We start from the raw sequence: 26,994 nt of genomic DNA, 5'->3' as shown, positions 1-26,994 counted from the left end.
TTTGCGTTTTATTTTCTACACATGAAAAAAGTCGCATTTTACACATTGGGTTGTAAGCTCAACTTTTCTGAGACTTCTACCATTTCAAGACTATTTGAAGAGGAAGGATACCAGAAAGTCGCTTTTGAGGATCAACCTGATATTTTTGTAATCAACACCTGTTCAGTCACTGAAAATGCTGATAAAAAATGCCGTCAAATAGTAAAGAGCGCAAAAAAAGTATCTCCCGATTCATTCGTGGTCATTATTGGCTGTTTTGCCCAACTGAAACCTAAAGAAATTTCTGAAATCCCTGGAGTTGATGCGGTATTGGGTGCTGCAGAGAAATTTAAGTTGCTTAAACATCTTAAGGATTTTGAAAGACAAAAGGAGACCATTATTTGCGCTTCTGAAATTTCCAATGCTACTGAATTCAATAACGCGTATTCAATTGCCGATCGTACAAGAACATTTCTGAAAGTTCAGGATGGTTGTAACTACGGATGTGCCTTTTGCACAATTCCTCTAGCAAGAGGAAAAAGCAGAAGTGATAGTATAGCAAACATTCTAAAATCTGCCCGTGAAATTGGACAGACAGAAGTGAAGGAAGTGGTGCTGACGGGTGTGAATATAGGCGATTTTGGGGTGCAACAGGGCAGAAGGAAGGAGCGGTTCCTCGAGCTCGTCAAAGAATTGGATCAGGTGGAAGGTATTGATCGATACCGTATTTCATCAATTGAGCCCAATTTGCTTAACAATCAAATTATTGAGTTTGTTGCCCAAAGTAAAAAGTTTGTTCCTCATTTTCATATACCTCTACAGTCGGGTAGCAATAAGATTTTGAAATTGATGAATCGACGCTATCTAAGAGAACTATATGTAGAACGTGTGGCTAAAATTAAAGAGACCATGCCGAATGCATGCATCGGAGTTGATGTAATTACAGGATTTCCAGGAGAGACGCACGATGACTTTCTAGATACCTACAACTTTATCAATGAGCTTGATGTATCCTACCTCCATGTTTTCACCTACTCAGAACGGGCTAATACACAAGCTGTTGAGATGGAAGGCGTAGTGTCAAAAAAGGAAAGAAATGAGCGATCTAATATGTTGCGTATCCTTTCTGAGAAGAAGAAGCGTTCATTTTATGAATCTCAAAAAGACCATGAATGTACGGTGTTATTAGAAAATGATGTGAAAGATGGGTTTATGTATGGTTTTACCGAGAATTACTTGAGAGTAAAATTTCCATACAGTGAAGAATTGGTAAATCAAACAAAAACCGTAAGGATGGAGGCTGTGAGCGAAGATGGTTCCATGCTTGTGAGTGAGGCCATTGGAGTCTAAACCAATTAAAGCGGCATGACCAGGAAATCAAATTTGAGCTTGTCCCACGCAAATTCAACAGTACCTGATTCGTCAATGTCAAAAGTCATCCTTTCAATAGATTCATTGTCCGTAATTGGCTCCACCTCAAAGCGTAGAACATCCAAAGACTTGTCGTAGTCATATGCACCCCAAACTTCGTATTTGGTATTTAATACAACTGTCCATTTGTCCTTGGTAGGAATAGTATACAGCGCATAATTGCCGGCAAGTAGAGTATCTCCATTCACCAAAATATCGCCTGTTGCAGAAAGGACAGTAGCCTCATTGGCTCCTGTTCTCCAAATCTTATCGTAGGGAACCAGGTCACCCCAAATTGTACGCTGCTTTACTGCAGGCTGACTGTATGTAATAAACACGTCTGTGTCCCCAAGAGAAATAATGGTTCTAGCAGGAGGAGAGGGCCTTGAGGCACATTTTTTTTGATAAGACTCAAATTCTTTCAAATCTGAGGATATAAATTTTGAGGGATATTCAGGCCGATAACATCCGCTCAATGCAAGAGGAGTCAGAATAACGATGAGTTTCCACCAATTGCTCATATTCATTTTAGATAACCTTTCTTTCAACTCGCCAAATTAATATTTTCTTGAGTCATGTGTACGTGTTGGTCATAAATATGTTTAAGCATTTTTTTTAATTATTAATTATGACTGATAATCGCACAATAGTTGTCTCAAAATCGGTCATTTCTAATATTGTAATTAATTTGTAACTATCAGGTAGTCAGTGGTATAAACTGTTAGGTATATTTTTTGTTAACAAATATTAACTATATCACATAAAACTTGAAATTATGAGTATAATCGGAATTGAAATCCCAAGACTTGAAGAGGATCAGGACATTAGTGTAGAGGTAAAAATCAACGGGATAAAAAAACAGTACAATTACAGAGTTGAGATTTTCTATTGGGAAGAATGCCCTTTTCCTACCGAAGACAGAGTAGAATGTATAAAGAACCTGGTATCAAGCTATGATAAAAAATGGGATCTTGCACATATCGGACTCCCAACCGATGAATACATTCCAATTACATTCAGAAAAAAAAGGGATTAGACCTATCAACTTTGTTTTGAAATCTATATTATTGTTATAGATTCAACTGGCTGTGCCACAAATATGAGTACATAACCTCAACTATATAACCACGTTAGCGCGTGGTTTTTTTGTGTCAGTTTATCCTGATATCCAGCCGCTTATCAGAATCAAATGCTCCTTCGTGAAGGAATGGTTATTTTAGTTTAAAAAACTATCATCACCATGTGCAAATTCATCTCTGGCCTAGGCCTATTGCTTTTATCTTTCCTATGTTCTGCACAGAACATTGACATGTCACTCATGAAAGGTATGAAAATGAGAAGTATCGGACCCGCCGGTATGAGTGGTCGTGTTACAGCAATTGACGCTGTTCAAGACAATCCAGACATAATCTATGTAGGCACTGCCTCAGGCGGACTATGGAAGTCTGAGGGAGGAGGGGTGTCTTGGAAACCAATATTCGAAAAAGAAAAAGTGTCGTCCATTGGTGCTTTGGCCATTGATCAGTCCAATCCTGATATCATCTGGGTTGGAACCGGCGAGGGCAATCCTCGAAACAGCGCAACAAGCGGCGCCGGTGTTTACAAGAGTCTGGACGCGGGTGCTACCTGGCAGTTTATGGGTTTGGAAGGTACTAGAAATATCCATAGGGTTATTCTTGACCCTAGAAATTCAAATGTGGTTTATATTGGCGCTCAAGGCTCTGCCTGGGGCGAATCTGCAGATCGCGGTGTTTATAAATCTACTGACGGAGGTAAAACCTGGACCAAGATTTTGTACACAAATTCAAAAACGGGAATAGGTGAATTGATCATGGACCCAAATAATTCAAATAAGTTATTTGCGGCCATGTGGGAATTCAGGCGCTGGCCCTGGTTTTTCAAATCCGGAGGCGAAGGGTCTGCATTGCATGTAACCTACGATGGAGGAGAAACTTGGAAGAAACTAACCGAAGAAGACGGGTTGCCAAAGGGAGAATTGGGCAGAATGGGGCTAGCTATTTCTAAAAGTAACTCAAAGGTGGTTTATGCCTTGATTGAATCTAAGAAGAATGCACTTTACAAATCTACGGATGGAGGTAAGAAATGGAATAAGGTACAGGACAAAAATATTGGTGGCCGACCATTTTACTATGCCGAGATAGCTGCAGATCCACTGAACGAAAACAGGCTCTATAACATTTATTCAGAGGTGGGATTGAGCGAAGATGGCGGTAAGACCTTCTCAACACTTTTGGGTTGGAGTCCTACTAGAGTGCATGGCGACTACCACGCCATTTGGATACATCCTACTGACCCATCATTGGTAATTATTGGTAATGACGGTGGATTGGCAATTTCACGAGATAGAGCGAAGACCTTTAGATTCGTTGAGAATCTGCCTGTGGGCCAATTTTATCATATCGAAGCAGATAATCAAATACCCTATAATATCTATGGTGGTATGCAGGACAATGGTTCTTGGATTGGCCCGTCCAATTCATTAAGAAATGGTGGAATCAGAAATAGTTATTGGGATGAAATTGCTTTTGGTGATGGATTTGATGTAGTACCTGATCGTTCTGATTCCAGATATGCCTTTGGCATGTGGCAAGGCGGCAATGTTTTGTATATTGATTTGGAAACCGGTGAATCCCAATATATCAAACCAGTCCATCCTGATGGGAAAAGACTGCGTTTCAATTGGAATGCAGCTATAGCGCAAAGTCCAACTAACCCTGATGTTATCTATTTTGGTAGCCAGTTCGTACACAAGAGTTTAGACAAGGGCCAGAATTGGGAGATTATTTCTCCTGATCTTACGACCAATGACACGACCAAACAAAACAGCAACAAAAGCGGTGGCTTGACAATGGACGCCTCTGGTGCGGAAAATTACACTACAATCCTGGCCATTTCTCCTTCTCCTCTCGATGAAAAAGTAATATGGGTAACTACAGACGATGGCAACGTGCAGCTGACGCGTGATGGAGGTGCTAATTGGACAAAACTGAATACTAGAATTAAGGGATTGAAAACTGGTGCCTGGATGCCACAGATCAAAACTTCGAAATATGATGCTGGCGAAGCAGTATTGGTAGTAAATGACTATCGCAGGGATGACTGGACACCGTGGTTATACCGAACCAAGGACTATGGAAAAACCTGGGAGCGATTGATCAATGAACAAGATGTCTCCGGATATGTTTTGAGTTTTGCTCAGGATCCTGTTGAGCCCAACTTGATGTTTGTAGGAACTGAATTTGGCCTATATGTTAGTTTTAATGCTGGCCAATCGTGGAATAAATGGAAGGAGGGATATCCCACCGTGTCGACCTATGACCTGAAGATACAGGAGCAATTTGGTGATTTGGTGATTGGTACCTTTGGTAGATCCATTTGGGTGTTGGACGACATTCGGCCGTTGAGGGCCCTAGCCAGAGAAGGTGTCTCGCTTTTACAAAAGAATATCCATGCCTATGAAGTTGCAGATGCTTATCTTTTTAGCCGAAAGGAAGCAGCTGGAACTCGATTTCAAGGCGATGCAATATACAAAGGAGACGACAGAGCCAATGGTGCTTTACTCACCTATTCCCTGAAAAAGACATCCAAACAAGACACTACAATAAAGTCTGATACGGTTTGGATTAAGGTGCTTAATTCTCAGGATGAAGAGGTTAGAAAGGCTTTTACTGTAGGTACGCAAGGCATGAACCGATATAATTGGGACATGTGCAAGAGAGGGTATCGGTCTCCCTCAACTGCAAAACCGAAAAAGGAAATACAAGACGTATCCGGAAGATGGGTACTTCCGGGCACGTACACAGTTCAATTCAAATATGGAAGTGATTCAGCAAGCACCGTGGTAAATATTAAAAAGGATCCAAGAATCAATATTACAGAAGAAACGATGGCTAAGAATGCGGGAACTTTGGATCGGGTTAATGAATATCGAGTTTTGGCCACTACGGCAGTAGATCAATTGAAAGATGCGAGAAAAACTATCACCCTTATACAAGCTAATATGAAAAGGCATGACATAAAAAGTGATAGCATAACAGCACGTGTAAAAGAATTGAAAAAGAAAATTAATGAATTGCTCGAATTGATTAATGAGAAGGAGGACCTCCAGGGGTTCAATGACGACGGGCAGCTCATTTCCAACCGATTGTCGGCAGCTGGTTATTACTCCCAGCTTTATAGTAGAAACAATACTAGCCAGGAGCTAGTTGCAGAACAGTTGAGGACGCAACTTGAAGAAGTACTGGGTGAAACCAACACATTCTTTGAAAAAGAGTGGGGCAATTTCAAATCTGAAGTAGATAAACTGAAGATTAGTCATTTCAAGGTGTATCAGAAGCTGGAAGTGAAATAGCAGATTTTAACCAAAACGATATCTGATCTGTTTCGATTTTTGAGTCCGTATTCCTAATGGAAACATTATATTTATGGCTGCATTTGGGTCTCTAAGAGAGTTGGCCCAGTTTTAGCTAAAGAACAACTATGAAATACATACTTACTTTTTTTGTTGCCCTGGTTTTGAATTCTTCTGAGCAGGGTTTTAAGGTAGGGGATACATTACCAGAAATAGAGATGCAAGACCTTAATGGTGAGGTTCTTAAGTTGTCATCGCTAAGAGGAAAGATGGTATTTGTTGATTTTTGGGCCTCATGGTGCAAACCCTGTAGGAAAGAGAATCCTGAAATTGTCCGTATGTACCTCAAGTACAAAGACGAAGAATTTGAAAACGGAAATGGTTTTACGGTATTTGGCGTTTCTCTGGATAAAAAACAGGAAGCTTGGAAAAAGGCGATAGTTAAGGACAGCTTGATCTGGGAAAACCACGTGAGTGATTTAAGAGGTTGGGGGAATGCTGTTGCCCAGGATTTTGGCATATCAAGCTTGCCTATGAGCTATTTGATTGACGGTGAGGGAAATGTAGTGGCAGTCAATCCAAGGGGTGATAAACTAGAAAAGGAACTTAAAAGAAATAGAAAATCTACTTCATTTTTTAAGTCCCTTTTTAAATAGTCAACTCTTAATACTTTAAATATTTGCTTTGGCCTGAACCGTGAGCGCTTTTAAGCCTTCAACTACACTGCCTTTTTGATCACCTGGAGCTTTACTGGCTGTACATTCCGTACTTTGATTAGCTTCTTCTAGTGTGGCATATTCTGTGTCGCCAACCAAGTAAGTACATTCTGTTTCTGAAGTACAACAAACAGTCACTTCAACCGTGCAAATATCTTTGTCGTTTGCACAGGTGGCTTCGTCGTCATCGCTACATGAACCTAGGGAAAATGCAGCAAAAGTAAGTGTGGCGTATAATGCGATATTATATTTCATGTTTTTTGATTTAATCTTTCATTAAAATTAATGTGGTATTGATTGTTATATTGCCTAATCTGGTAAAAAAATAATTACAAAAGCTATAATTCCTCTGCGCCGGTGTCAAAATTGAATCTTTGAGGTTGGAATCTGAACTCTAGGATTTTCTCCCTGGTTTTTACTTTCGTGAGCATGGCATCTCGCTCTTTTTCTTTATCGAACCCACTTTTATATTCCCCTTGGTGACCAGTAGCTTTGAGGCGAACCATTTTCTTTCTTTCAACTTCGACGTTTTCATCCATACTCGATTTTTTCTTCTTTCCCAGGATTTGGAATAGGTTCACTCCAATGTGGTACTGATAATCTTCGCCAAAACTTTGCATACCTATGGCCTCGACATCAAATGCACTGGTGATCACGTAGGTTCTTGGTACATAAACTGCGTCTTTGAATAGGAAGAAATGGGTGTTGATGGTTTTAAAGCTCATGGTGTCAAGGTTATCAATTTTCTTGAGGTATTGGGCCATATCTTGAACTGGTGGATATTGGAAAATACCTCCATTTTCAAATTTCAGATCACCGGTCATACGTAAGTCATTATACACTAGAGAATCTCCAATCATCGTCATTCTCAAAAACAGGTTGTCTGATGTCAATTCACCGCTGAAATTTTCATGGGTTAGTTCACTCTGGCCGAAATCTTTCATTTCTTGCATCAATCTGCGCATGTTGATATGGTCTATGTCATTCTTCATTTCAATCTCCATCTCTTCATTTTTATGAAGTGTTACTTTTGCTGATGTATTGATCTTACCTCCAAATGCGTTGAATTTCAATTGATCTATTGTGTAGACAGAATCTCGCACATTGTAAAGCGCTGAAATCTTATTCAAAATTGCATCTTCATAATAGATATCTTTTATTGCGAGCTTTCCTTTGACCTCATTGGTTGAAGTGTTCATTAAGTAATTAGAAGAAAGACCATTTACCAACGTATTTTCATAAGAAATACTACTTACAGTGAGGTCACCTGATAGTTGGTCATTGGTGTCTTGAATGTCAAAAGAGGTTTCTATGTCCCTTACCATGGCATTGTCATACTTGAAGCTTTTCGCAATGAGCCTTCCCTTGATATCATAGTTCCAGGCAGTAGGAGGACTGGTTGATTCGTTTTTATTACCTGTATCATCGCTGCTTGCAAATGCTCCTAGGACAGCGTAGTCCAAATCGCCTAAGCGGTAAGTACCGTCTACTTTCAAGATACCGGGTTGGTTTCGCACCACCGTGTTAAATACATTTTCTATGATTGTAGTTTCAATATTAAAATCAATTCCCTGATAAACTCCGCTAAAATCGTTGAACCCAATTTGATGGTTCTTTTTCAGTATGCGCCCATTTAAATTCTGAACATTCAGCAAGGTGTCTTTCATGTCCAGGTATACGTTTTTCAGAGTGACGTTGAAGTTGGTTTGATCATAAAGAATAGGTTCGATCTGCGAATCTATTTCATCGAGATCGAGCTTGCCAGACGACTGAATAGAGGCAACGACTTTTCCTTTCATATCTGTGACCTGTGTGTCTGTCGCAAACCTTTTGAGGTCCGTAAGATCAAGGTCGAGATTACTCTTGATTAAAAACTCCACGTACTTCAGGCCATCAATAGAAGCTGACCCATTAATCGATCCTTCTTTGGTACGGATGTGAAAAGATGGAATGTTGAGCATAGTAGACTCAGGTTCCAAAAGGTCTCCATTGAGTTCTAATTCAAGTTTATTATCAATCAATGTAAGTTGATATTCAGGTAAATAAACATTTAGATTTTCAAGACTGATTTTATGATCGATGTAGTTCAATTGAGCAGAAAGGTCATCCAAATGGATGGCATCATCTTTGGCTAAAGTCAATTGATCAATACTGATTTGTGCTTGTGTATTTTTTAGTGCAGCTTCTACGAACTCACTATTTATAGAATCTGGTGCGATCCCATTTGTGGCCAATTGGATGTTGACTTTACCACCTACTTCTTTTGCCAGACTGTCTGGAATGAGTGCTCTGGAAGCATCCAAATCAATGTCGATTTCAGAGGACAGATTATATTTCAATTCGTCCAGATTGCTAAAATGGCCATTCATGTTGATATGATTCCCACTGAAATCAGCATCTATACCCGAGATCTTGACCGAAGTGGTTTTGTTACTATTTGCAGAGCCATTGGTGGCGGTGGCGCGTACTCCAATGTTGTATACCAATGGATAATCCAGCCACTTTAAACTACCATTAGATAAGTTTACAGCCACGTCATAATGGGGTAGTTGGTCTTCAGCGATCAAACCCGATAGTGCTGCGTTTAGTTCGATAGCTCCTGAGACCTGACTGATTTCATATGAGCTGAGTAAGTCATCTGGTGCGTATTTGGATAAGGCCGCCAAACTCGATGCCTTGACATCGGTTTGAACATCAACGTACATTTGATTACCAAAGATCAACTTCCCCTGGGAAGCAAGAGACAAGTCATCTGTCTGCATGCTAAGGGAGGCAATATTGAGTGTGTCTGTTCTGAATGTAATATCTACCGTCAAATCAGTGGATTGCATACGGTCCAACTGCGTGTCTGCTACGTAAAGGTTAGAAAGTTGCAAATCTCCGGTTATATGGGCAAAAGTTTTAGGGTTTTTGAGAACGGTAGAGCCTTCTATTTGTGAGATTAACAATTTAGCTCTTGTCTTTTGTTGAGCATCACTATAGATCAAAGTTAGGTCGCTGAGCATGATATCTTCTGCAGTCAGCTCTAAAGGCTCGCCCGGATCTTCCGAGACTGTACTATCGCTTCCAATCAAAAAATCATAATTAGAAACTCCATTTTCGTCTATGGCATATTTTACGTATCCATCTTGAAGTTCTACTTTTCTGATCGTAAAGATGTTGTCTAACAAGTCCATGGTCTCAACACTTGCAAATAGATTGTTGACTTTTGCCAACGTGTCAATGGATTGAATTTCACCATTCTCACCCCATTGATACGATCCAATCCAGAGCCCTTCAAATCTGATGCTTGCCTTTGGAAAATCTTTGACCAAAGAAAATGTTATTTTTTTGGTCCCTAAAGGAGAGTCAAAAGTCTTGCTCAACTCTTCCAAAGCATATTTGGCGATACGATCTTGCATGGCCCAGCCAGCAACTATCAATATCAATAAAGTACCTGCGATTACCAGCGTGGTTAATTTTAGAACTTTTAAAAAAATCTTCATGGTTAGCTTAAAGTGAAAATGGAATTTTCAAGTGCTCAATTTAACTGGATTTCAAGACTTGATTAAATTTTTTCAGAGAGAAAATCAAACCCTATGCCAGAATGTTCTTTCGAACTCCAATATCTGTAATGTTATAGGAATTTGGATAAGAAGTTGATTCGATGTCAATGAAGTATAAGTTTCAGAAAAAAGTCAGAATAATTCGATGAAATGTTTTATTTCCGAATGATAGATTACAGATCTAAACTGAAGGTATTACTCAGCGTATGAATACACACGTCTTTAACTTTTTAATAAATCAGACATCTCTAATGTTTATGGTTATCCTATTAGTGAGCTGTGGCGAATCTGAGAACAACCCGGTCATTTCTTTCCTGGGAGAACCACCATCATCTATCGATCATAACCGTGAATATTTTCATCAATTCAGAGCAGAGGCAGACGAACAAAATAGTGAATTGATCATTCAGCCCATTCAAATTCCCAGTTGGCTAACATTCGATTCCGAAAAACAAACCTTGTCTGGTACAGCTGGCTGGAATCATGTGAATAAATCATTTTTAATTAAGCTTCAAGTCACACAGGGCGAAAATATGGTTGATTTATCATATAACCTTTTGGTTAACCTAGGAGAAATTGTTTGTGATCAGGACTTTGGAGATCCTGGTAGTTCAGCGTATGTCTTGCCATACAAATCAGGGAAGACTTATAAATTCAGTCAAGTCTATTGTTCGGAAAATCCTGCCTGGGGCCATCACAATTGGTTCGCTTATGACATCGACATGGATACTGGCGAAATGGTGGTCGCGTCGAGGGCTGGAGAGGTGATTGCCATAAAAGAGGATAATCCGGATATCGGTGGAGACTGTAGTGGTGGTAAAGAGAACTTTGTTTTTATTTTACACGATGACGGTACCGTCATGTCCTATGTACACTTTACTACAGATGGAGTGCTGGTGGAAGTCGGTGATAGGGTAGAACAAGGACAGGAAATCGCGTTGAGTGGTAATAGCGGATGTTCGGCAGGCCCTCATACTCACGTGGCCTTATTTAAGGACAGGACTAACTATGATCGTCAATCAACGATACCTTTTAACTACTCTAATGCCGTTGGTGTTTTAGATGATAACAGGGGCCTAGTGCTAGGAGAGGAGTACACGGCTGAATGACTATTGTTTTATTCGCAAACTGTAATATCGGCCGTCGGGTAAAGAAAGGAGATTGCTGGACTTAAGTAGGGAATGTTCAAGTCCATTCCTCTTATAATCAATAGACAACCTAGAGTAAAAACAAATATGGTTGACAGCTTGTTAAGCGATATAAATGAGATGCCGTTCAGCGAGCGCCCTGATAGTGCCATAAACAGCATGGCAGGAAAGGTTCCAAGTCCAAAAACGATCATGTATATGACACCACTTTGAAGATTGGCTGTAGCCAATGCCCCTGCAACGGCGGCATAAACTAGGCCACAAGGCAAAAAACCATTGAGCAATCCCAATAAAAAGGAGCCTTGCAAACTGGTGTTTTTTAGCCATTTGCTCAGGCGTGCTTTAAGACTCTGAGTCAGTTGGTACATGGGCTTATAAAGTTTTCCTTTGGCTGAACTACCGAGAGCAAAAGCCAGTACTATCATAAATAGCCCAACACCAATTGAGAATGCCTGTTGGTAGCTACCCAGAAATATTAATTCACCTAAAATCCCAAATAATAGACCGACTGCTGCGTAAGTACAAATTCGACCCAAATTGTAGAGCACTCGACTAACTAAGAATTTGGAAAGTGTCTGCTGACCCGACATGGCAAGGACTATAGGCCCGCACATGACTACACAATGCAGGCTCCCTACAAACCCAAGAAAGAGAGCCGTCCAGTACATTACAATACAATTCTTTGTTCTGAGAAGTATTCTTTGTTTGCTGCAGTCCAACTTAGTTTGGTTCGCCAAAGACCTTTGCCAAATACTGACATTGGAAAGGACTGCTTGAATTCATCGTCAAGTTTGAGTTCTATTTTTTTATCAATGGCATGATCTGAAGGTCTGAAAAAGTGGATTTCGCCCGTTTCGATCTGACCTGCTAACTCAGCAGGAAATGACAAAACGATGAGGTTACCTGATTTTACAATCATGGGTTTGTCCTTGAGGTCTTTAAAGTTTTGCATCCGATCGATTTGGTCCTGGTAGGCCAATTCTTCCTCATAGTAATTCTGCGCTACGAGGTTGACGTCATGTTTCATTGATATAACCACCATGGTGATTATCAGTGCCGCAAACAGCACGAAAGCCAGTATAATACTTTTACCCCAATTCATTTTTTTAATTTTACAGGCCCTAAAAATTTGGTGTCAATTTCGTCAATTAACTTGCCATCGGTGAATACACCAATGTCTACGTTTGTTTTAGTCTTTGTGATTTCGGTTGAAGTCATTTTTATAAAAAACACACCTTCATATTTATCATTGGCAGGTATTATAATTCTTTGAGTCCCTACACGGCTTATGATGGCCTTAGGATTATTCAATACCTTCAATTCAATTTCTAACTCCTCAAAGGTTTTGTTTACAAACTGGATATTGTAAAGGTTTGAGATTTGTCCATCATCTGTTTTCTGATAAAGCGTACCGGGTACCTTTAGCACAGTGATTTCCACATCTGATCTGGAAATCAGCATGAAAGAGAGAAAACCAACCAGGGCTAGAAGTATCACGGAATAGCCAGCGACTCTCGGTGTAAAGAGCTTTTTTTGGCCGGATTCGATAGCGGTGTGCGACGAGAGTCGAATCAATCCTTCTGGCTTATTGATCTTGGTCATTACCTCATCACAGGCATCCATGCATGCCGTACAGTTTACGCACTCCAGCTGTGTGCCATTTCGGATATCGATGCCGGTAGGACAAGCGTGTACACAAAGCTTGCAGTCTATGCAGTCTCCGGTATCACTTGACTGTTCATTCTTTTTGAGCTTTGAGCGCGGTTCACCCCGAAGCCAATCGTACATGACCGCCATAGTTTCTTTTACGATCAGTACACTTTGTAGTCTGCCATAGGGGCAAACTGCTGTGCAGGCTTGTTCTCTAAAATAAGCAAACACCCAATAGAAAATGCCGGTGAAAACTACCAATCCTATAAAGCCATTCATATGTGCGGCAGGTGGCTGAGAAACAACTTCAATAACCTGATCTATGCCAATGAGATAGGCCATGACTGTATGAGATATCAGAATGGCGATGGCCAGATAAATAAAGTGTTTTAGAGACTTCTTCCAAATCTTGAGTGCATTCCAGGGGGAGGCGTTAAGCTTTCTTTGCTGATTGGCGTCACCTTCTATCCAGTATTCGATTTTTCGAAAAACCATTTCCATGAACAAGGTCTGTGGGCATGCCCAGCCACACCAAACTCTACCAAATGCAACGGTAAACAGAATAATAAAAACAAAGAAAGTGACTGCTAATAGAGCCAATAAAAAGAAATCCTGTGGCCAGAATGCCTGACCCAGGATTACAAATTTCCTTTCGAAAATATTGAGAAGTAGGAGAGGGTGACCATCGATTTCTATGAAAGGTCCGGCAAAGAGCAATCCCAAAAGAACGATGGTGACCAGAATTCGATAGTTATGAAATCTGCCTTTGGGTTTTTTGGGATATATCCAAATCCGTTTGCCAGACTCATCAACTGTAGCTATCGTGTCTCTATATTCCTCTTCAAACTCGTAATGGTTTTCCATCTTTTTATTCCGCGACCGCTTCCTCTATTGCTTTTTCTTTGTACAACTCACCTTGTGGTGCCTTAGCATTTGGAGGATTGGTGCCTTTCAACGTTTCTATATAGGAAGATACGTCATTCATTTTAGTTGGGGACAGGACATCTCCCCAGGCAATCATACCCTTGTCAGGAACGCCATTTTTTATCGTATTATAGATGTCTTGTATACTGCCGCCGTGCAACCAGTATTCGTCTGTGAGGTTAGGCCCTATTCCACCTTCACCGCCAGCTTTATGGCAGGCCACACAATTTCGTTCATAAACCGTTTTTCCGCTGGCCAAAACGGCCGGGTCATTTGAGAAAACGATGTTTGACTCATCAATTGAGCTCCCTTCGTCAGCAACCGCTCTATTGGCTTGGGCTTCGGCCATTGCTATTTCATACTCTTCGGTTTGCAATGGAAGACTTCCACTCACGTGATACATAAACATATAGATGACAGCAAATACAATGGAGGCATAAAACATGTATGTCCACCAGGGAGGAAGGTGATTGTCCAGTTCTCTGATACCATCGTAATTATGATCCAGTTCGACGGTAGCTTCTTCCTCGATCGGTACTGCATCCGTCAATCCGGCATAAAACTTGGACCACATGCTTGGTTCTTCAACATATTCGATGCCCTTTTCTTTCGCTCTGCGAATACCGTCTTCTCTTACCATCACACGCAGTATAGTGAGCAAATAAAAAGCGACTAGCAATACCAAAACCATCACAACCAAAACCAATGATATCACAATCATTGATGTCTCCTCGTTGGATAGATTCAACGTTTCAGATTGGGCCGACGAGACATGACCCGTAAGCAATAGTGTTAAACATAGCCCAAGTCCCTTTATATATTTCTTTATATTATGCATGTCTTTATGATTTAGGTGTTTTGGTAATGGGTAAGTTTTTCATTTCATCTATGTAGGACTTGTCTACGCCTCTGTACACCCACCAAAGCAAACCCACAAAAAAGATGAAAAAGATGGACAAGGAAATAATCGGCCATATTTCCACACCATTTACCTGTTCGAAATAGTATTTAAACATAATTTTTTCCTTTAGTCTTTTACTGTTATATCCTTACCTAGTCTTTGGAGATAGGCAATTAGCGCTATAATTTCCGTGTCCCCTGAAATTTCCACATCTTCCGCCGCCAGGTTATCCGTTATACCTTTTGCCTGCATTTCAAGATCGTTGTTTGCAGTTTCTTCATAGCCGTCAGGATATGGCACGCCTACCGTTCTAAGCGCGCTGATTTTACCCGCCGTAAGATCTTTATCTATACTTTGCTCAAATAGCCATGGATAAGGAGGCATGATCGATCCCTCGGACACCTGAGCCGGGTCAAGCATATGATAAAAATGCCAGGAGTCAGATTTCTTAAGTTTACCTACTCCTTCACGCGCTAGATCAGGCCCGGTTCGTTTAGATCCCCAAAGGAATGGATGATCATAAACAAATTCGCCAGCCTTGGAATACTCTCCATAACGTTCCGTTTCTGACCTGAAGGGTCGAATCATTTGCGAGTGACAATTATTGCAACCTTCTCGGATATAAATATCACGACCATGTAGTTCAAGTGGAGTATAAGGCTTGACCGATGCTATTGTTGGTACATTGGATTTTATCAGAAAAGTTGGGACCATTTCGATGATACCTCCAATCAATATAGCCACCAGAGATAGTACGGTAAATAGGATTGGTTTTCTTTCTAATACGCTATGCCAGTGTCCGCCGGTAGTTACCTTCTTTTCTAGTGCAGGTGCCTCAGCTTCTTCATTGGGAATGAATGCACCTACACCAGCGGTCTTGATCAGATTATAAATCATAATGATTACGCCGGTGAGGTATAAACTTCCACCTACTGCTCTCAACATGTACATCGGAAGAATCTGAACAACCGTTTCCAGGAAGTTTTTATAAACAAGGAAACCTTCGGCATCAAATTGTTTCCACATAGAAGCTTGTGTGATACCGGCTATGTATAAGGGCAGGGCGTAAAAGATGATTCCTAAAGTCCCTAGCCAGAAGTGAACATTTGCTAAATTCCTTGAAAACAATTGGGTATTCCACATTTTGGGTACAAGCCAATAGAACATACCAAAAATCAAGAATCCGTTCCAACCCAATCCTCCTACGTGCACGTGTGCTACGATCCAGTCGGTATAGTGAGCTATGGCACTTACATTTTTTAGTGAAAGCATTGGTCCTTCGAAAGTAGCCATACCATAGGCTGTCACTGCTACCACCATAAATTTCAAAACGGGGTCTTCGCGAACGCGATCCCAGGCTCCCCTCAAGGTCATCAGCCCGTTTAGCATACCACCCCAGGATGGTGCGATGAGCATAATAGAGAATACCACACCAAGAGATTGGGCCCAATCAGGTAAAGAAGTATATAGTAAATGGTGAGGGCCTGCCCAGATATAAATGAAGATCAGTGACCAAAAGTGAATGATTGAAAGTCTATAAGAATATACCGGCCTGTTTGCCGCTTTAGGTAAATAGTAATACATGATACCAAGGAATGGTGTGGTCAGAAAGAAGGCGACCGCATTATGTCCATACCACCATTGCACCAACGCATCTTGGACTCCGGCGTACCATGAATAACTTTTCCAGAATGTCACCGGAATCTCCACTGAATTCACAATATGAAGCACCGCGACAGTAACGAAAGTGGCTATATAAAACCAAATGGCCACATACATGTGTCGCTCACGACGCTTTATTATAGTACCAATCATGTTGATGCCAAATACAACCCAGATCAAGGTGATGGCTATATCTATTGGCCATTCGAGTTCTGCATATTCTTTACTGGTTGTATAACCCAGGGGCAATGTGATAGCAGCTGCAAGAATGATCAACTGCCAACCCCAGAAATGAATCCAGGATAAAGTATCGTTGAACATCCTTGTTTTTAGCAAGCGCTGCAAGGAGTAATACACCCCGGCGAACATGGCATTGCCCACAAAGGCGAAGATGACCGCATTGGTATGCAAAGGTCTCACACGACCAAATGTGGTGTACTGTAGATCAAAGTTGAAAGCCGGATAAAACAACTGTATGGCTGCGGTCAGACCTGCCAGCATCGCAACTACTCCGAAGACAATCGAGGCAATTGTAAAGTACTTGACAATTTTATTGTCGTAGCTAAATTTTTCGAGTTCCATATGAGGCGTTTGATTTTATAATTTGGGCACTAATTTAGGATAGAATTGAGCATGAAATTACTTTTCGAAATCATTCATAAATATGATTAATATCATGTTTTAGATGAGGTTATTTAATAATCCACTTCGAGTATTGAAATCATGAATTTTGACTGTTTATTAAGAATAAAGCTCTACTTTTTGAATTTGAACCAGTAGACAATCGGTCCCAAAAGTGGCAGTAGGATGACAATTGCAAACCAAATCACTTTTTGATTTGTATTCATTTTACTTTGGGCAATCGATACAAGTGCCCAAATGGCAAACGCTGCGGCCACCAGAGCTATTAATGTGGATGTCATAGTTTAGGTCTTTTTTTCGTGAATAGTCATTAATGGTTTATCCATTTGTAATGCCATAGATTTAGTCTGACTTGGTTTGATGAGCCTTTGAAGTGTCGTGTGATTTTTTGGCAACATAAATAGCATATCCAAATCCAAATCTTTAATGGCTTCTAACAGAATTTCCGGAAGCGGTCTGCTATCGGTATAGGTATGAAAAGACTGCTTCAGATCATTAAAATAGGCAGAAATGCCCACTTTTATATCATCATAGACAAAAAGCTTATGATGTTTGGTGGTTACATTCAGGAAGCAAAGGGCAGACTCAAACAATTCCGCAAAAGCACGCAGTGGTTCAAGCATGGAAGGATCGTCGAAATCTGCGTAGTCAATAGCTACTCCGATTTTCTTGTAGTTGTTGTTTTCGAGACCTTCAGGAATGACCATGACAGGAATTTTTGAACGCTCGATCATATCAGTACTATTACTTCCAAGTAGATTTACCAACCAATCATGTTGTGATTTAGTACCCGTCACAATTAGGTCTGATTCGTTCTGAAGTGTACAACTATAGATGGCATCGTGCAGTGGAGCGTTGTACTTGCTGATAGATATTTTGACTCCTTCTGATTCTGTTGTTTTGATCAATTCATCAAATTGCTCGTCAATTAAGTTGTGATAATCATTAAGTATGGGGTTAACAATTGAGGCCGCACCAACCATTTCCGCATGGAGGTGAGGAATGTGAGTAACACTCACAAGGTCAATAGAGGCACCGGTTCTTTTGGCTAATGTTAACGCCATTTTGAATGCGCTTTTTGCACATTTGGAGAAGTCCATAGGGACTAATATGTTTTTGAAATTCATGATTTGCTATTTTATGCTGCAAGTCCAGACTGGGATGCTAGAGTGATTTACTACGTCTTCAGCAACACTTCCCACAAACAGATGAAGTAGTCCTTTGTGGCTATGTGTGCTCATCGCAATCATGTCGGCATTGATATGCCAGCTGAAAGAAAGTATACCCTCTTCGGGTTTAAAAGCTTTTGCAATGTGAACTTCATAGTTATCAAGATTGTGCTTCTGAGCAATCTTTTCCAACTGCTCTTTGCCGAGATCTTCATTGATAGCATTGTATGGGGTTTCCACCCAAACCAGATGAAGTCTGGCATTGAATAAGGTCTGATACTCCTTAAAATCATCTAGAACTTTGCCGTGGGTGTCATCGAGATCTGAAGCAAAAACAATATCGTTTATATCATCAATATTGCATGGGCTATGAATGGCAACTACCGGGCATTGCGCGTTCCTTACTATTTTTTCAGTGTTGGATCCTACAAATAATTCTTTCAGTCCGGTGGCTCCTTTGGTGCCCATGATGATCAAATCGGCCTCTATTTCCTCAATCTGACTGGTAATTCCATCGTAAGGATTTCCCATGAGTACGACCTGATCAATTCTTGCCTTATTGCTGAATTGTGAGGTGGCTGCGTTCAATTTTTCTTTGGCCTTGCTGATAAGTTCTAAGGTGAAAATCTTATCCATGGGGTCGTATTCTGAGATTTCACCAGTCACATTAAATGTTGCAGCCAGTGGATATTCAATCACATGTATGAGCTTGATTTTTGCTGCTGTCTTTTCTCCAATTTGAACAGCGAAGTTTAGGGCGGCTTCCGCATATTCACTGAAATCGAATGGTACTGCTATCGTTTGCATGGTTCTATTGATTCTTTGTTTATCTGATAGTACTAAAGTAGAATAGCCCCTTGAGCTTCCGAGTGAGGAATCTCAAACGAAATAATGATAATGATCATTTTACTAAACAGTAAGGCTGAATTTTTGCTCACTATTTACTTCTTCCCATAGATGTATATCAATAGCCATGCAAACGTTGCGGACAAATGCTCGCCCTTTCTCTGTGACCAATAATTGCCCTGTTGAATGAATCACTAAACCATCCTTAATCATCTCATCCAGACGCTGGACTCCCTCATCCATAATTTTAGAATTAGGATCATTGATGTCCCAGGTGGTTTGAAATTGGCACATGAGATCTGTAATGTGTCTTCTTACAAAGGATTCTTTTGGTGTTAGAATATGCGTTTTGAAAATTGGGAACTGACCTTGCTCTAATGCTTTTTTGTAATCTTCTACTTTTTTCAGGTTTTGACCATAGGCATTCCAGGCATCTCCAATGGCCGAAACTCCTAATCCAACAGAAAGCTGACTGTGGTTAGTTGTATAACCCATAAAGTTCCTATGCATTTTTCCTTCCAGCACGGATTGATAGAGTGCATCTTGCTGAAGTGAAAAGTGATCCATGCCTATTTCGCAATAGCCAAAATCGGTAAGCAATTGTTTGCCTAACTCATATAGGTTTCGCTTTTCTTCATTGCTAGGGAGGTCACTTTCTGTAAACATCCGTTGGCCTGGTTTTACCCAAGGTACGTGAGCATAGCTATAAAATGCAATTCTGTCGGGCCTGAGTTTTTGTACTTTATTGAAGGTGTCGGCTATACTCTTATCAGTTTGTAAAGGAAGTCCGTAGATCAGATCAAAATTGATCGAGTCATATCCAATGTCTCGAGCCTGTTCGACCACTAATTTTACCTGCGAGTAAGTTTGAACTCGATTGATGATTTTTTGAACAACAGGATCAAAGTCCTGAATGCCAAAACTGACTCTACGAAACCCTAATTCATATAGGGTCCTAAGGTGTGCTTCTGTTGTATTGTTAGGATGCGCTTCAAAGCCAAATTCAGCATCAGTTCTCACTACCGAGGTCTGCCTGATCCCCTCTATGAGCCGTCTTAAGTTTTCGGGACTGAAAAAAGTAGGTGTACCACCGCCCAGGTGTATTTCCGTTATCTCCGGTACGTCTTCGAATAAGGAGAGATACAATTTCCACTCTTTGAGCACCGAGTCAATATACGGTTTTTCGACAGCGTGATTGATTGTGATTCTGGTAGTACAACCACAGTAGGTACACAGACTTTCACAGTATGGTAAATGGATGTAAAGGCTAATGCCCTTGGCTTTGTTTGTTATATTGAAGGTGTGTTTTATCCGTTCCTTCCAGGATACCAGCTCAGTTTCATTTTTCCAAAACGGAACGGTTGGGTAACTGGTATATCTTGGGCCTGGAACATTGTATTTTCTAACAAGTGAGGTTGACATAAGTGTTGTGTTTGATGGCAAATCAAACCAATTGCATCTCTTTTACTAAGGCCACTAATCACTTGAAAACATGATTTCTATCATTTTTCTTTTTTTGATTTCTCACTCTTGGTCTTCGGCTTATCGTCATATAGTATTCTGATTGATGGCGATTCGGTATCTGAGTACTGATCAGATTTGACAGACCAGATAAAAAGCCCTAAGAATAATAAGGCGATGAAAAGACTCACGACAATTAGGATGACCAGGATTTTCATTATTTCAAACTAAGCGTCCTACTTATAAATTTTACGCCGAGGGTAGACAGCAAAACCACGGAAATGCTGCTCAAAGGCATAAGAATAGCTGCAATTACAGGTGTAATAAGTCCTGCTACTGCGAGAGACAATCCTAATATGTTATAGATAAATGAAACAATAAAACCTATCAAGATTACTTCCCTGGACTTATTAGCAAGTGATATAAACTTTGGTAGGTTGGTCAGTTGATCTCCGTACAAAATGATTTCACTGGCAGGAGTGAACCTCGACATGTTCTCAGCAACAGAAACACCCACATAACTGGTCTTCAGAGCACCTGCGTCATTTAGTCCGTCACCTATCATCATTGTTCTTTCGTGCTTTTCATATTTCTGAATAGCTGCTAATTTATCTTGTGGACTTTGATTAAAAAGTAATGGGGTGTTTTGAGGGAAGAATTTGCTCAAATTCTCTTTCTCGAGATCATTATCACCTGAAAGAATGGCAAAACCAAATGGTTCGCTCAGCCCATCAATCATTTTCTTAAGTCCTTTCCGGAATTGGCTTTTGATCTCAAAATACCCCTTTACTTCATCATTAATTTTGACAGCAATAAAAGATCCTTCGGATTGAGTCTGTGCGATACCTACGAACGACGCAGACCCAATTTTTATCTGATTACCTTCGATTTCTCCTTCAACTCCTTTGCCTTTTTCTTCTACGAATTTTGAAACTTTCAATTGGGTATTACTATTAATGTGCGTCACCAACTGTTGACTTAGTGGATGAACAGATTGACTGGCCAAAGCGTGTATATATTCTCGTTCCAGATTGCTGAGCTCACTACCATGCCATTCTACCTTTTGATTGGCACCTGTTGTTATCGTTCCGGTTTTGTCAAATACGATTTTTTTAATTCGCCATATTTTTTCAATCACGTGGCTGCCTTTGAGATACATTTTATGCGAGCCTAGCACATTCATAGTAGCACCAAGCGCAAACGGCGTCGCTAGTGCCAGGGCGCATGGACAGGCTACTATCAACACGGATGAAACTACGAATAATACTTTGGACTCATCAGCCACCCACCAATATCCACCAGCAGCAACGGCGATGAAAAGCACAATAGGGGTGAAATATTGACTGATTTTATCAATCAAAGATGGAGCGTTTGTAGTTGTCGATTCTTCGAAAGAAGCATGGTTCCAAAGTTGCGTCAGGTAACTCTGCGAAACCTGTTTGATAACCGTCATTCGAGTAGCTGGTCCTTTTATTTTGCCACCTGCGAATATTTTGGACCCCTCTTGGATGCGGTTTGGAATAGATTCCCCCGTCACAAAACTATAGTCGATTAGTGCTTCCTTGCTCATGAGTATTGAATCACAAGGAATGATTTCCTCATTTCTGATTTCTATCTGATCATTGACTTCGAGATTCGTGACCAGCGTATTTTTTTTGATTCCTTTTGTAATTCGCTGGACGGCCAAAGGAAAATAGGACTTGAAATTTCTGTCAAATGTCAGACCTTCATAAGTCTTGTTCTGGACCCATCTTCCAATAAGCAAAAAGAACACCAAGGCGGCCAAAGAATCTAGATAACCTGGCCCGGTACGGCTGAGAATTTCGTAAAGACTTCGTGTGAATAATGCCAGTATGCCAATTGCAATCGGTAAATCAATATTTAGCAACCGTTTTCGAAGACCGCCAACTGCTGAAAGAAAAAACTCACTTGAGCAATAAAGTAATACTGGTAAAGACAAAGCAAGACTGATGTACGTAAAATAGGCTACAAATTCAGAATCTACTTCAATGCCTAAATAGTCCGGGAAGGCCAAGAGCATGATATTTCCGAAGCAGAATCCTGCAATGCCAATTTTCAGGAATGTGGTCTTGTCAGTTGATTTGTTCGGGGTACTTCTCTGATCAAGTGAAATGTCAGGCTCATAACTTAGCTGGTAGAGCAATTCGACAATTTTCCTCAAACTTGTTTTAGAAGGGTTAAAATCGACTAATAGTTTCTTGTTTGAAAAATTAATTCTTGAACTTATGATACCATCATCGAATCGATGAATATTTTCTAATAGCCAAATACAACTACTACAATGAATAGAAGGGATACTAAACGTAATCTTTGATAATTGTTCAGACTGAAAGTCCAATAGGAGAGAGACTATTTCGTCTTCATCCAAAAAGAGATATTTGTCTTTGATGAAATGACTGAGCCGGTTGCCTGGACTGCTTTCAAAAGAATAATAGTCACATAGGTCTTTTTCATTCAAAAGTTCAAATACAGTCTGACATCCAAAGCAGCAAAATGATCTCTGCTCATGCCAAATAGGCTGTCCCTTACAATCTTCACCACAGTGGTAGCAGGTGGTTTTCTCTTTGATGGATAAGCTGCTCAAACCTTTTTTTATTTAAATCTAGATATTTAGCCCTTAATATGGCATCACAGTGTAAGATAGATTAGAATTAGATTCAAGCTCACTTATATATTGATCCCGGTTATTGCTAAAAACGTGTTTTGAAATTTCTTTTGTCGTTAGAGGTTCGTTGGGCTGTATGCTAAGATTTTCCGGTATTAACATAATAGGGGCACAGTCTAGGGTTAAAAGCTCCGTCAGGATTTGATTTTGTTTGTCACGTTTAAGAGCATAAAGAATAAGGTCGATCGTTGATTCTTTACATATCGTGTGAATACAATTGACAATAAAGCCAACTTCCATTCTGAATTCAAATTGGGACTCTTTCTCAGACAAGGCCAAATCCTTATTGAAAGTGTTGAAAGTATCCAGGAGTTGGGCTTCGAGATTTTTTTTTAGCACTCTGGGTGAATCATGATAGCTTGAGAAACCCTCAGCTATAAGTCGGTAAGAATGCAGCAAAACAATTGAATCTTCCTTATGTCGCTCATCATTTAATGCGTACTGCACTACTGCTTTTGAGGCATCGGAAAAATCTATAGGAACAAGTAGCCGTCGAGCTGTATTCATTAATCTAGTTTCAGTTTTTTCAAAATTACCTATTGAAAGAGGTGGGTGGGATGTCAACGATCAGTGAATAATATGATAGAAATCAGTTTTTCAATTTATCATTACAATTACATTTGACAACCGAATAAGAAGGCGTAATGACGGACCCACACAATAATACTTTTCAGAGCATATTTTATTCATGTGTAGAAGGTATTCTTTTGGTAAGCAAAGGGAAAATTGAGCTAGCAAATCCAGCGTGTGAGTGGCTCTTTGGATATAGCACAAATGAACTGGTTGGAATGAGAATCGAAGAACTAATGCCAACCGAATTACGAGCCAGACATGAGGTTGACAGGAGCAAGTACGACAAAAAACCAGAGCCAAGACAAATGGGCGTGGGCCGAGATTTGGTTGCACTGAAAAAGGATGGAAACACCTTTCCGGTTGAGATAAGTCTGAATGTGGCCAGGGTGAATGACGAGGATGTGACTATTGCCTACATTATAGATATTTCGAAGCGAAAGGAGGCTGAAAATGAGCTAAAGCGAAGTGAGGAGCAACTTTTGAAATACGCCACTGAACTCGAGCAGCGTGTGCATGACCGGACAAAAAAACTAAACTCTGCCATAGAAGATTTACAACGATCTAATCAGGAGCTGGAAGAACAAATAAAAGAAAGAATTAAAGCAGAAAATGAGGCTCGAATAGCTTTGGAAAGAGAAAAGGAGCTTAATGAACTCAAAACACGGTTTGTTTCCATGGCCTCACACGAATTCAGAACACCCCTAAGTGCGGTTCTATCTTCAGCCTCCTTGATTGGAAAATACATCACTGATGAGAACAAGGACAAGAAATTGAAACACATCAACAGGATTAAGTCAAGCGTAGGAGAATTGACAAGTATTCTAAACGACTTTTTATCTCTGGACCGTTTGGATGGGGGTAAACTACAAGTGTATCCGCAGCTAATCATAATTTGTGACTTTTTACACGAGTTAGCAGATGAAATGCGTCAATTGATGAAAGCGGATCAGAAACTTGACCTTAATTGTGCTAGACCTGACTCGAATTTCACCACCGACCCTCAAATTCTTAAACAAGTACTGGCCAATTTGTTGTCTAATGCTATTAAGTATTCTCCCGAGGGTTCGACTGTAACACTGGATGTAGTAGTGAATGTCGATTGCCTACTGATTGAAGTGGCTGATCAGGGAATTGGTATTCCAAAAGCAGATCAGAAGCATCTTTTTGATAAGTTTTTCAGAGCACATAACGCTTCCCATATTCAAGGTACCGGTTTGGGACTAAATATTGTACAAAAATATTTAGAACTGATTCATGGTGAAATTACCTTTGAGAGTACAGAAGGTCTGGGCTCAACATTCCAGCTAAAAATTAATGCAATTGAACATGAGTAAGATATTATTGATTGAAGATAATGCCGAAGTGCGCGAGAACACTGCTGAAATTCTTGAACTATCCGGCTATGAAGTAGCGACCGCAGGTAATGGAAAAGAGGGCTTAGAACAGTTGAAAAATGAACATCCGGATTTGATTATATGTGATATCATGATGCCCGAATTGGATGGTTACGGTGTGCTGCATATCATTTCTAAGAACCCTGCTACTGCCCATATCCCGTTTATTTTCCTCACAGCAAAAGTAGAAAAATCTGACATGAGAAGGGGTATGAATTTAGGAGCTGACGACTATCTGACGAAGCCATTTGATGACATTGAATTGTTGGATGCCGTAGAGGCTCGTCTAAAAAGAACCAAACAGATTCAGAATGAATATGAGGCCAATATCTCAGGATTGGATAATTTCTTTAATGATGCGAAGGAAATAGAAAGCCTTAGGGAAATGTCAAAGGAGAAACGGATTCGGCATCATAAGAAGAAAACCAATTTGTACTTTCAGGGGGATTACCCTAATTATCTGATCTTTATTAACAAAGGCAAAATAAAGACCTACAAAACCAATAAAGATGGTAAAGAACTAATTACAGGACTGTATGGGCCAGGTGATTTTATTGGTTTCAATGATTTGATCACACAATCGGATCACTCTGATTCGGCAATGGCCATTGAGGATAGCGAATCTTATTACATACCAAAAGACGATTTTTTAAAATTAATTTATAAGGATAGATCAGTGGCCTCGAGATTCATCAAAATTTTGTCTGGCAATCTCAAAGACCAGGAGGAAAAGATGCTTCACATAGCTTACAATTCTGTGAGACAAAGAGTAGCCGAAGCCCTGTTGACAGTTCAGAAGAACTATGGATCTGAGCAAAAAAGATTTCAGTTTTCAAGAGAAGACCTATCCAATATTGTAGGGACCTCACCTGAATCGGTTATTCGCACCTTGTCTGATTTCAAAAAAGAACAATTAATAGAAATTAAATCGAATCAGATTACATTAATTGATACTGATGAACTGAGTACGATTATTTCCCGAGGATATTAAATATCTTTCAGTTATGGAATTGGATCGCAAGGAGATTAAAAAACTGATTAGATCAGAGCTGAGAAAAACCAGACAGGCAGTAGCGGACTTAAAAGATCTAACTCAACCAATATCACCTGAGAATGCCATAGGACGGGTAAGTCGAATGGATGCTATTAATAATAAGAGTATCAATGAAGCCTCATTAAAGCAATCCGAAGATAAACAAAAGAAGCTTGAAATAGCATTGTCAAAAGTAGATGACAAAGATTTTGGCATATGTGTGCGATGCAAAAAACCAATTCCATTGGGTAGAATAATGTTGATGCCCCAATCAAATAAGTGCGTAAATTGCGCTTGATTAATTCACCAAAATGTTGACAAGTAATGACTCTAAAAGTAGGAGATAAGGCACCTTTGTTCGAAGCAAAAATTCAGGATGGTTCTACCATTAAACTATCAGACTTCATAGGAAAAAAAGTAGTACTGTATTTTTATCCTAAAGACAATACACCAGGCTGTACCACACAGTCTTGTAATTTGCGAGATAACCATGAATTGTTGCAAAAAGAAGGCTACGTAGTATTAGGTGTAAGCTCAGACTCTGAAAAATCTCATGTCAAGTTTATAGATAAGTTCGACCTGCCCTTTGATTTGATATCTGATCCTGATAAAACCGTCCATGATTTGTACGGAACCTGGGCAGAAAAGCAGATGTATGGGCGCAAGTTTATGGGTACGGTTCGTACGACCTTTGTGATAGACGAAAAAGGACTTATATCAGAGATTATCGGCCGCGTAATTACCAAAGATCATACCGCTCAGATTCTTGAGTAAGCTGAAGATATGAATTGTACTTTTCTATAGAAAAGTTGTAATTTATTGAACTTTATTTGTATTTTCGCAATATTTTATTTTGATCAATATATTGAATATTGATACTTTT

The 26,994-nt window shown here is 40.0% G+C and carries 25 protein-coding genes; 9 read left to right on the top strand and 16 right to left on the bottom strand.

What is annotated here, in order from left to right; translation table 11 throughout:
* The first annotated feature begins 21 nt into the window (after positions 1–21).
* On the top strand, positions 22–1,329 hold the full coding sequence (gene mtaB / locus ABJD64_RS11015; RefSeq protein ID WP_348178669.1) for a tRNA (N(6)-L-threonylcarbamoyladenosine(37)-C(2))-methylthiotransferase MtaB: 1,308 nt from the start codon (positions 22–24) through the stop codon (positions 1,327–1,329).
* Between the two features lie 5 nt (positions 1,330–1,334).
* On the opposite strand, the gene ABJD64_RS11010 is transcribed toward mtaB, so the two are convergent.
* Positions 1,335–1,910: a DUF2911 domain-containing protein gene (locus ABJD64_RS11010; RefSeq protein ID WP_348178667.1), complete on the bottom strand. Its 576-nt coding sequence runs from the start codon at positions 1,908–1,910 to the stop codon at positions 1,335–1,337.
* Positions 1,911–2,164: 254 nt separating this feature from the next.
* On the opposite strand from ABJD64_RS11010, the gene ABJD64_RS11005 reads away from it, so the two are divergent.
* From ABJD64_RS11005 to ABJD64_RS10995, 3 genes are all read left to right on the top strand, one after another.
* Complete coding sequence (locus tag ABJD64_RS11005; RefSeq protein ID WP_348178665.1) at positions 2,165–2,425, top strand: hypothetical protein; 261 nt, start codon at positions 2,165–2,167, stop codon at positions 2,423–2,425.
* Between the two features lie 297 nt (positions 2,426–2,722).
* Positions 2,723–5,761: a hypothetical protein gene (locus tag ABJD64_RS11000; protein ID WP_348195102.1), complete on the top strand. Its 3,039-nt coding sequence runs from the start codon at positions 2,723–2,725 to the stop codon at positions 5,759–5,761.
* Between the two features lie 128 nt (positions 5,762–5,889).
* A complete protein-coding gene (locus ABJD64_RS10995; RefSeq protein ID WP_348178661.1) occupies positions 5,890–6,417 on the top strand; it encodes a TlpA disulfide reductase family protein in 528 nt (175 codons plus the stop codon).
* Positions 6,418–6,432: 15 nt separating this feature from the next.
* Here ABJD64_RS10995 and ABJD64_RS10990 read toward each other — a convergent pair whose 3' ends face one another.
* Positions 6,433–6,732, bottom strand: a complete 300-nt coding sequence (locus tag ABJD64_RS10990) for a hypothetical protein (protein WP_348178659.1) — start codon at positions 6,730–6,732, stop codon at positions 6,433–6,435.
* Between the two features lie 83 nt (positions 6,733–6,815).
* Positions 6,816–9,962, bottom strand: a complete 3,147-nt coding sequence (locus ABJD64_RS10985; RefSeq protein WP_348178657.1) for an AsmA-like C-terminal region-containing protein — start codon at positions 9,960–9,962, stop codon at positions 6,816–6,818.
* Positions 9,963–10,279: 317 nt separating this feature from the next.
* Here ABJD64_RS10985 and ABJD64_RS10980 point away from each other — a divergent pair, with 317 nt between their 5' ends.
* The gene (locus ABJD64_RS10980; protein ID WP_348178655.1) at positions 10,280–11,131 is read left to right on the top strand and encodes a peptidoglycan DD-metalloendopeptidase family protein; all 852 of its coding nucleotides are present in this window, start codon (positions 10,280–10,282) and stop codon (positions 11,129–11,131) included.
* Positions 11,132–11,139: 8 nt separating this feature from the next.
* Here the strand turns inward: ABJD64_RS10980 and ABJD64_RS10975 are convergent, their stop codons facing one another.
* The 13 genes from ABJD64_RS10975 to ABJD64_RS10915 form a co-directional block, all read right to left on the bottom strand.
* Entirely contained in the window at positions 11,140–11,838 is a 699-nt protein-coding gene (locus ABJD64_RS10975; protein WP_348178653.1) for a sulfite exporter TauE/SafE family protein, read from the bottom strand.
* The gene (locus tag ABJD64_RS10970; RefSeq protein WP_348178651.1) at positions 11,838–12,272 is read right to left on the bottom strand and encodes a FixH family protein; all 435 of its coding nucleotides are present in this window, start codon (positions 12,270–12,272) and stop codon (positions 11,838–11,840) included. Before ABJD64_RS10970 ends, ABJD64_RS10975 begins: the two co-directional genes overlap by 1 nt.
* Positions 12,269–13,684 carry a cytochrome c oxidase accessory protein CcoG gene (gene ccoG / locus ABJD64_RS10965; protein WP_348178649.1) on the bottom strand — a complete coding sequence of 472 codons (1,416 nt, stop codon included), beginning with the start codon at positions 13,682–13,684 and terminating at the stop codon, positions 12,269–12,271. Before ccoG ends, ABJD64_RS10970 begins: the two co-directional genes overlap by 4 nt.
* Before the next feature lie 4 nt (positions 13,685–13,688).
* A complete protein-coding gene (locus ABJD64_RS10960; protein WP_348178647.1) occupies positions 13,689–14,582 on the bottom strand; it encodes a cbb3-type cytochrome c oxidase N-terminal domain-containing protein in 894 nt (297 codons plus the stop codon).
* Positions 14,583–14,586: 4 nt separating this feature from the next.
* Positions 14,587–14,760 carry a cytochrome C oxidase Cbb3 gene (locus tag ABJD64_RS10955; RefSeq protein ID WP_348178645.1) on the bottom strand — a complete coding sequence of 58 codons (174 nt, stop codon included), beginning with the start codon at positions 14,758–14,760 and terminating at the stop codon, positions 14,587–14,589.
* Positions 14,761–14,771: 11 nt separating this feature from the next.
* Positions 14,772–16,889 (bottom strand): cytochrome-c oxidase, cbb3-type subunit I, encoded by a 2,118-nt coding sequence (gene ccoN, locus ABJD64_RS10950; protein ID WP_348178643.1) that lies wholly within the window; start codon positions 16,887–16,889, stop codon positions 14,772–14,774.
* A 173-nt stretch (positions 16,890–17,062) separates the two neighbouring features.
* A complete protein-coding gene (locus ABJD64_RS10945; protein WP_348178641.1) occupies positions 17,063–17,230 on the bottom strand; it encodes a PLD nuclease N-terminal domain-containing protein in 168 nt (55 codons plus the stop codon).
* Between the two features lie 3 nt (positions 17,231–17,233).
* Positions 17,234–18,076, bottom strand: coding sequence for a universal stress protein (locus ABJD64_RS10940; RefSeq protein WP_348178639.1), 843 nt, complete (start codon positions 18,074–18,076; stop codon positions 17,234–17,236).
* Positions 18,077–18,082: 6 nt separating this feature from the next.
* Positions 18,083–18,925 (bottom strand): universal stress protein, encoded by an 843-nt coding sequence (locus ABJD64_RS10935; protein ID WP_348178637.1) that lies wholly within the window; start codon positions 18,923–18,925, stop codon positions 18,083–18,085.
* Positions 18,926–19,027: 102 nt separating this feature from the next.
* Positions 19,028–20,386: an oxygen-independent coproporphyrinogen III oxidase gene (gene hemN, locus ABJD64_RS10930; protein ID WP_348178635.1), complete on the bottom strand. Its 1,359-nt coding sequence runs from the start codon at positions 20,384–20,386 to the stop codon at positions 19,028–19,030.
* Between the two features lie 80 nt (positions 20,387–20,466).
* Entirely contained in the window at positions 20,467–20,643 is a 177-nt protein-coding gene (ccoS, locus tag ABJD64_RS10925; protein WP_348178633.1) for a cbb3-type cytochrome oxidase assembly protein CcoS, read from the bottom strand.
* Complete coding sequence (locus ABJD64_RS10920; RefSeq protein ID WP_348178631.1) at positions 20,643–23,030, bottom strand: heavy metal translocating P-type ATPase metal-binding domain-containing protein; 2,388 nt, start codon at positions 23,028–23,030, stop codon at positions 20,643–20,645. Before ABJD64_RS10920 ends, ccoS begins: the two co-directional genes overlap by 1 nt.
* Positions 23,031–23,063: 33 nt before the next feature.
* Positions 23,064–23,618 (bottom strand): universal stress protein, encoded by a 555-nt coding sequence (locus tag ABJD64_RS10915; RefSeq protein WP_348178629.1) that lies wholly within the window; start codon positions 23,616–23,618, stop codon positions 23,064–23,066.
* Positions 23,619–23,755: 137 nt separating this feature from the next.
* On the opposite strand from ABJD64_RS10915, the gene ABJD64_RS10910 reads away from it, so the two are divergent.
* The 4 genes from ABJD64_RS10910 to bcp are packed head-to-tail and all read left to right on the top strand — an operon-like array spanning position 23,756 to position 26,885.
* Entirely contained in the window at positions 23,756–25,018 is a 1,263-nt protein-coding gene (locus tag ABJD64_RS10910; RefSeq protein ID WP_348178627.1) for a PAS domain-containing sensor histidine kinase, read from the top strand.
* Positions 25,011–26,069, top strand: a complete 1,059-nt coding sequence (locus tag ABJD64_RS10905) for a response regulator (RefSeq protein ID WP_348178625.1) — start codon at positions 25,011–25,013, stop codon at positions 26,067–26,069. The genes ABJD64_RS10910 and ABJD64_RS10905 overlap by 8 nt, the downstream gene beginning before the upstream one ends.
* A gap of 13 nt (positions 26,070–26,082) precedes the next feature.
* Positions 26,083–26,409 (top strand): TraR/DksA C4-type zinc finger protein, encoded by a 327-nt coding sequence (locus ABJD64_RS10900; protein ID WP_348178623.1) that lies wholly within the window; start codon positions 26,083–26,085, stop codon positions 26,407–26,409.
* Between the two features lie 26 nt (positions 26,410–26,435).
* Positions 26,436–26,885, top strand: coding sequence for a thioredoxin-dependent thiol peroxidase (gene bcp, locus ABJD64_RS10895; RefSeq protein WP_348178621.1), 450 nt, complete (start codon positions 26,436–26,438; stop codon positions 26,883–26,885).
* Positions 26,886–26,994 lie beyond the last annotated feature (109 nt).

This window comes from Reichenbachiella sp. (assembly GCF_039944555.1).
Classification (GTDB): Bacteria; Bacteroidota; Bacteroidia; order Cytophagales; family Cyclobacteriaceae; genus Reichenbachiella.
The sequence above is the reverse complement of the archived record's forward strand: the minus strand, read 5'-3'. Positions and strand labels throughout refer to the sequence as shown.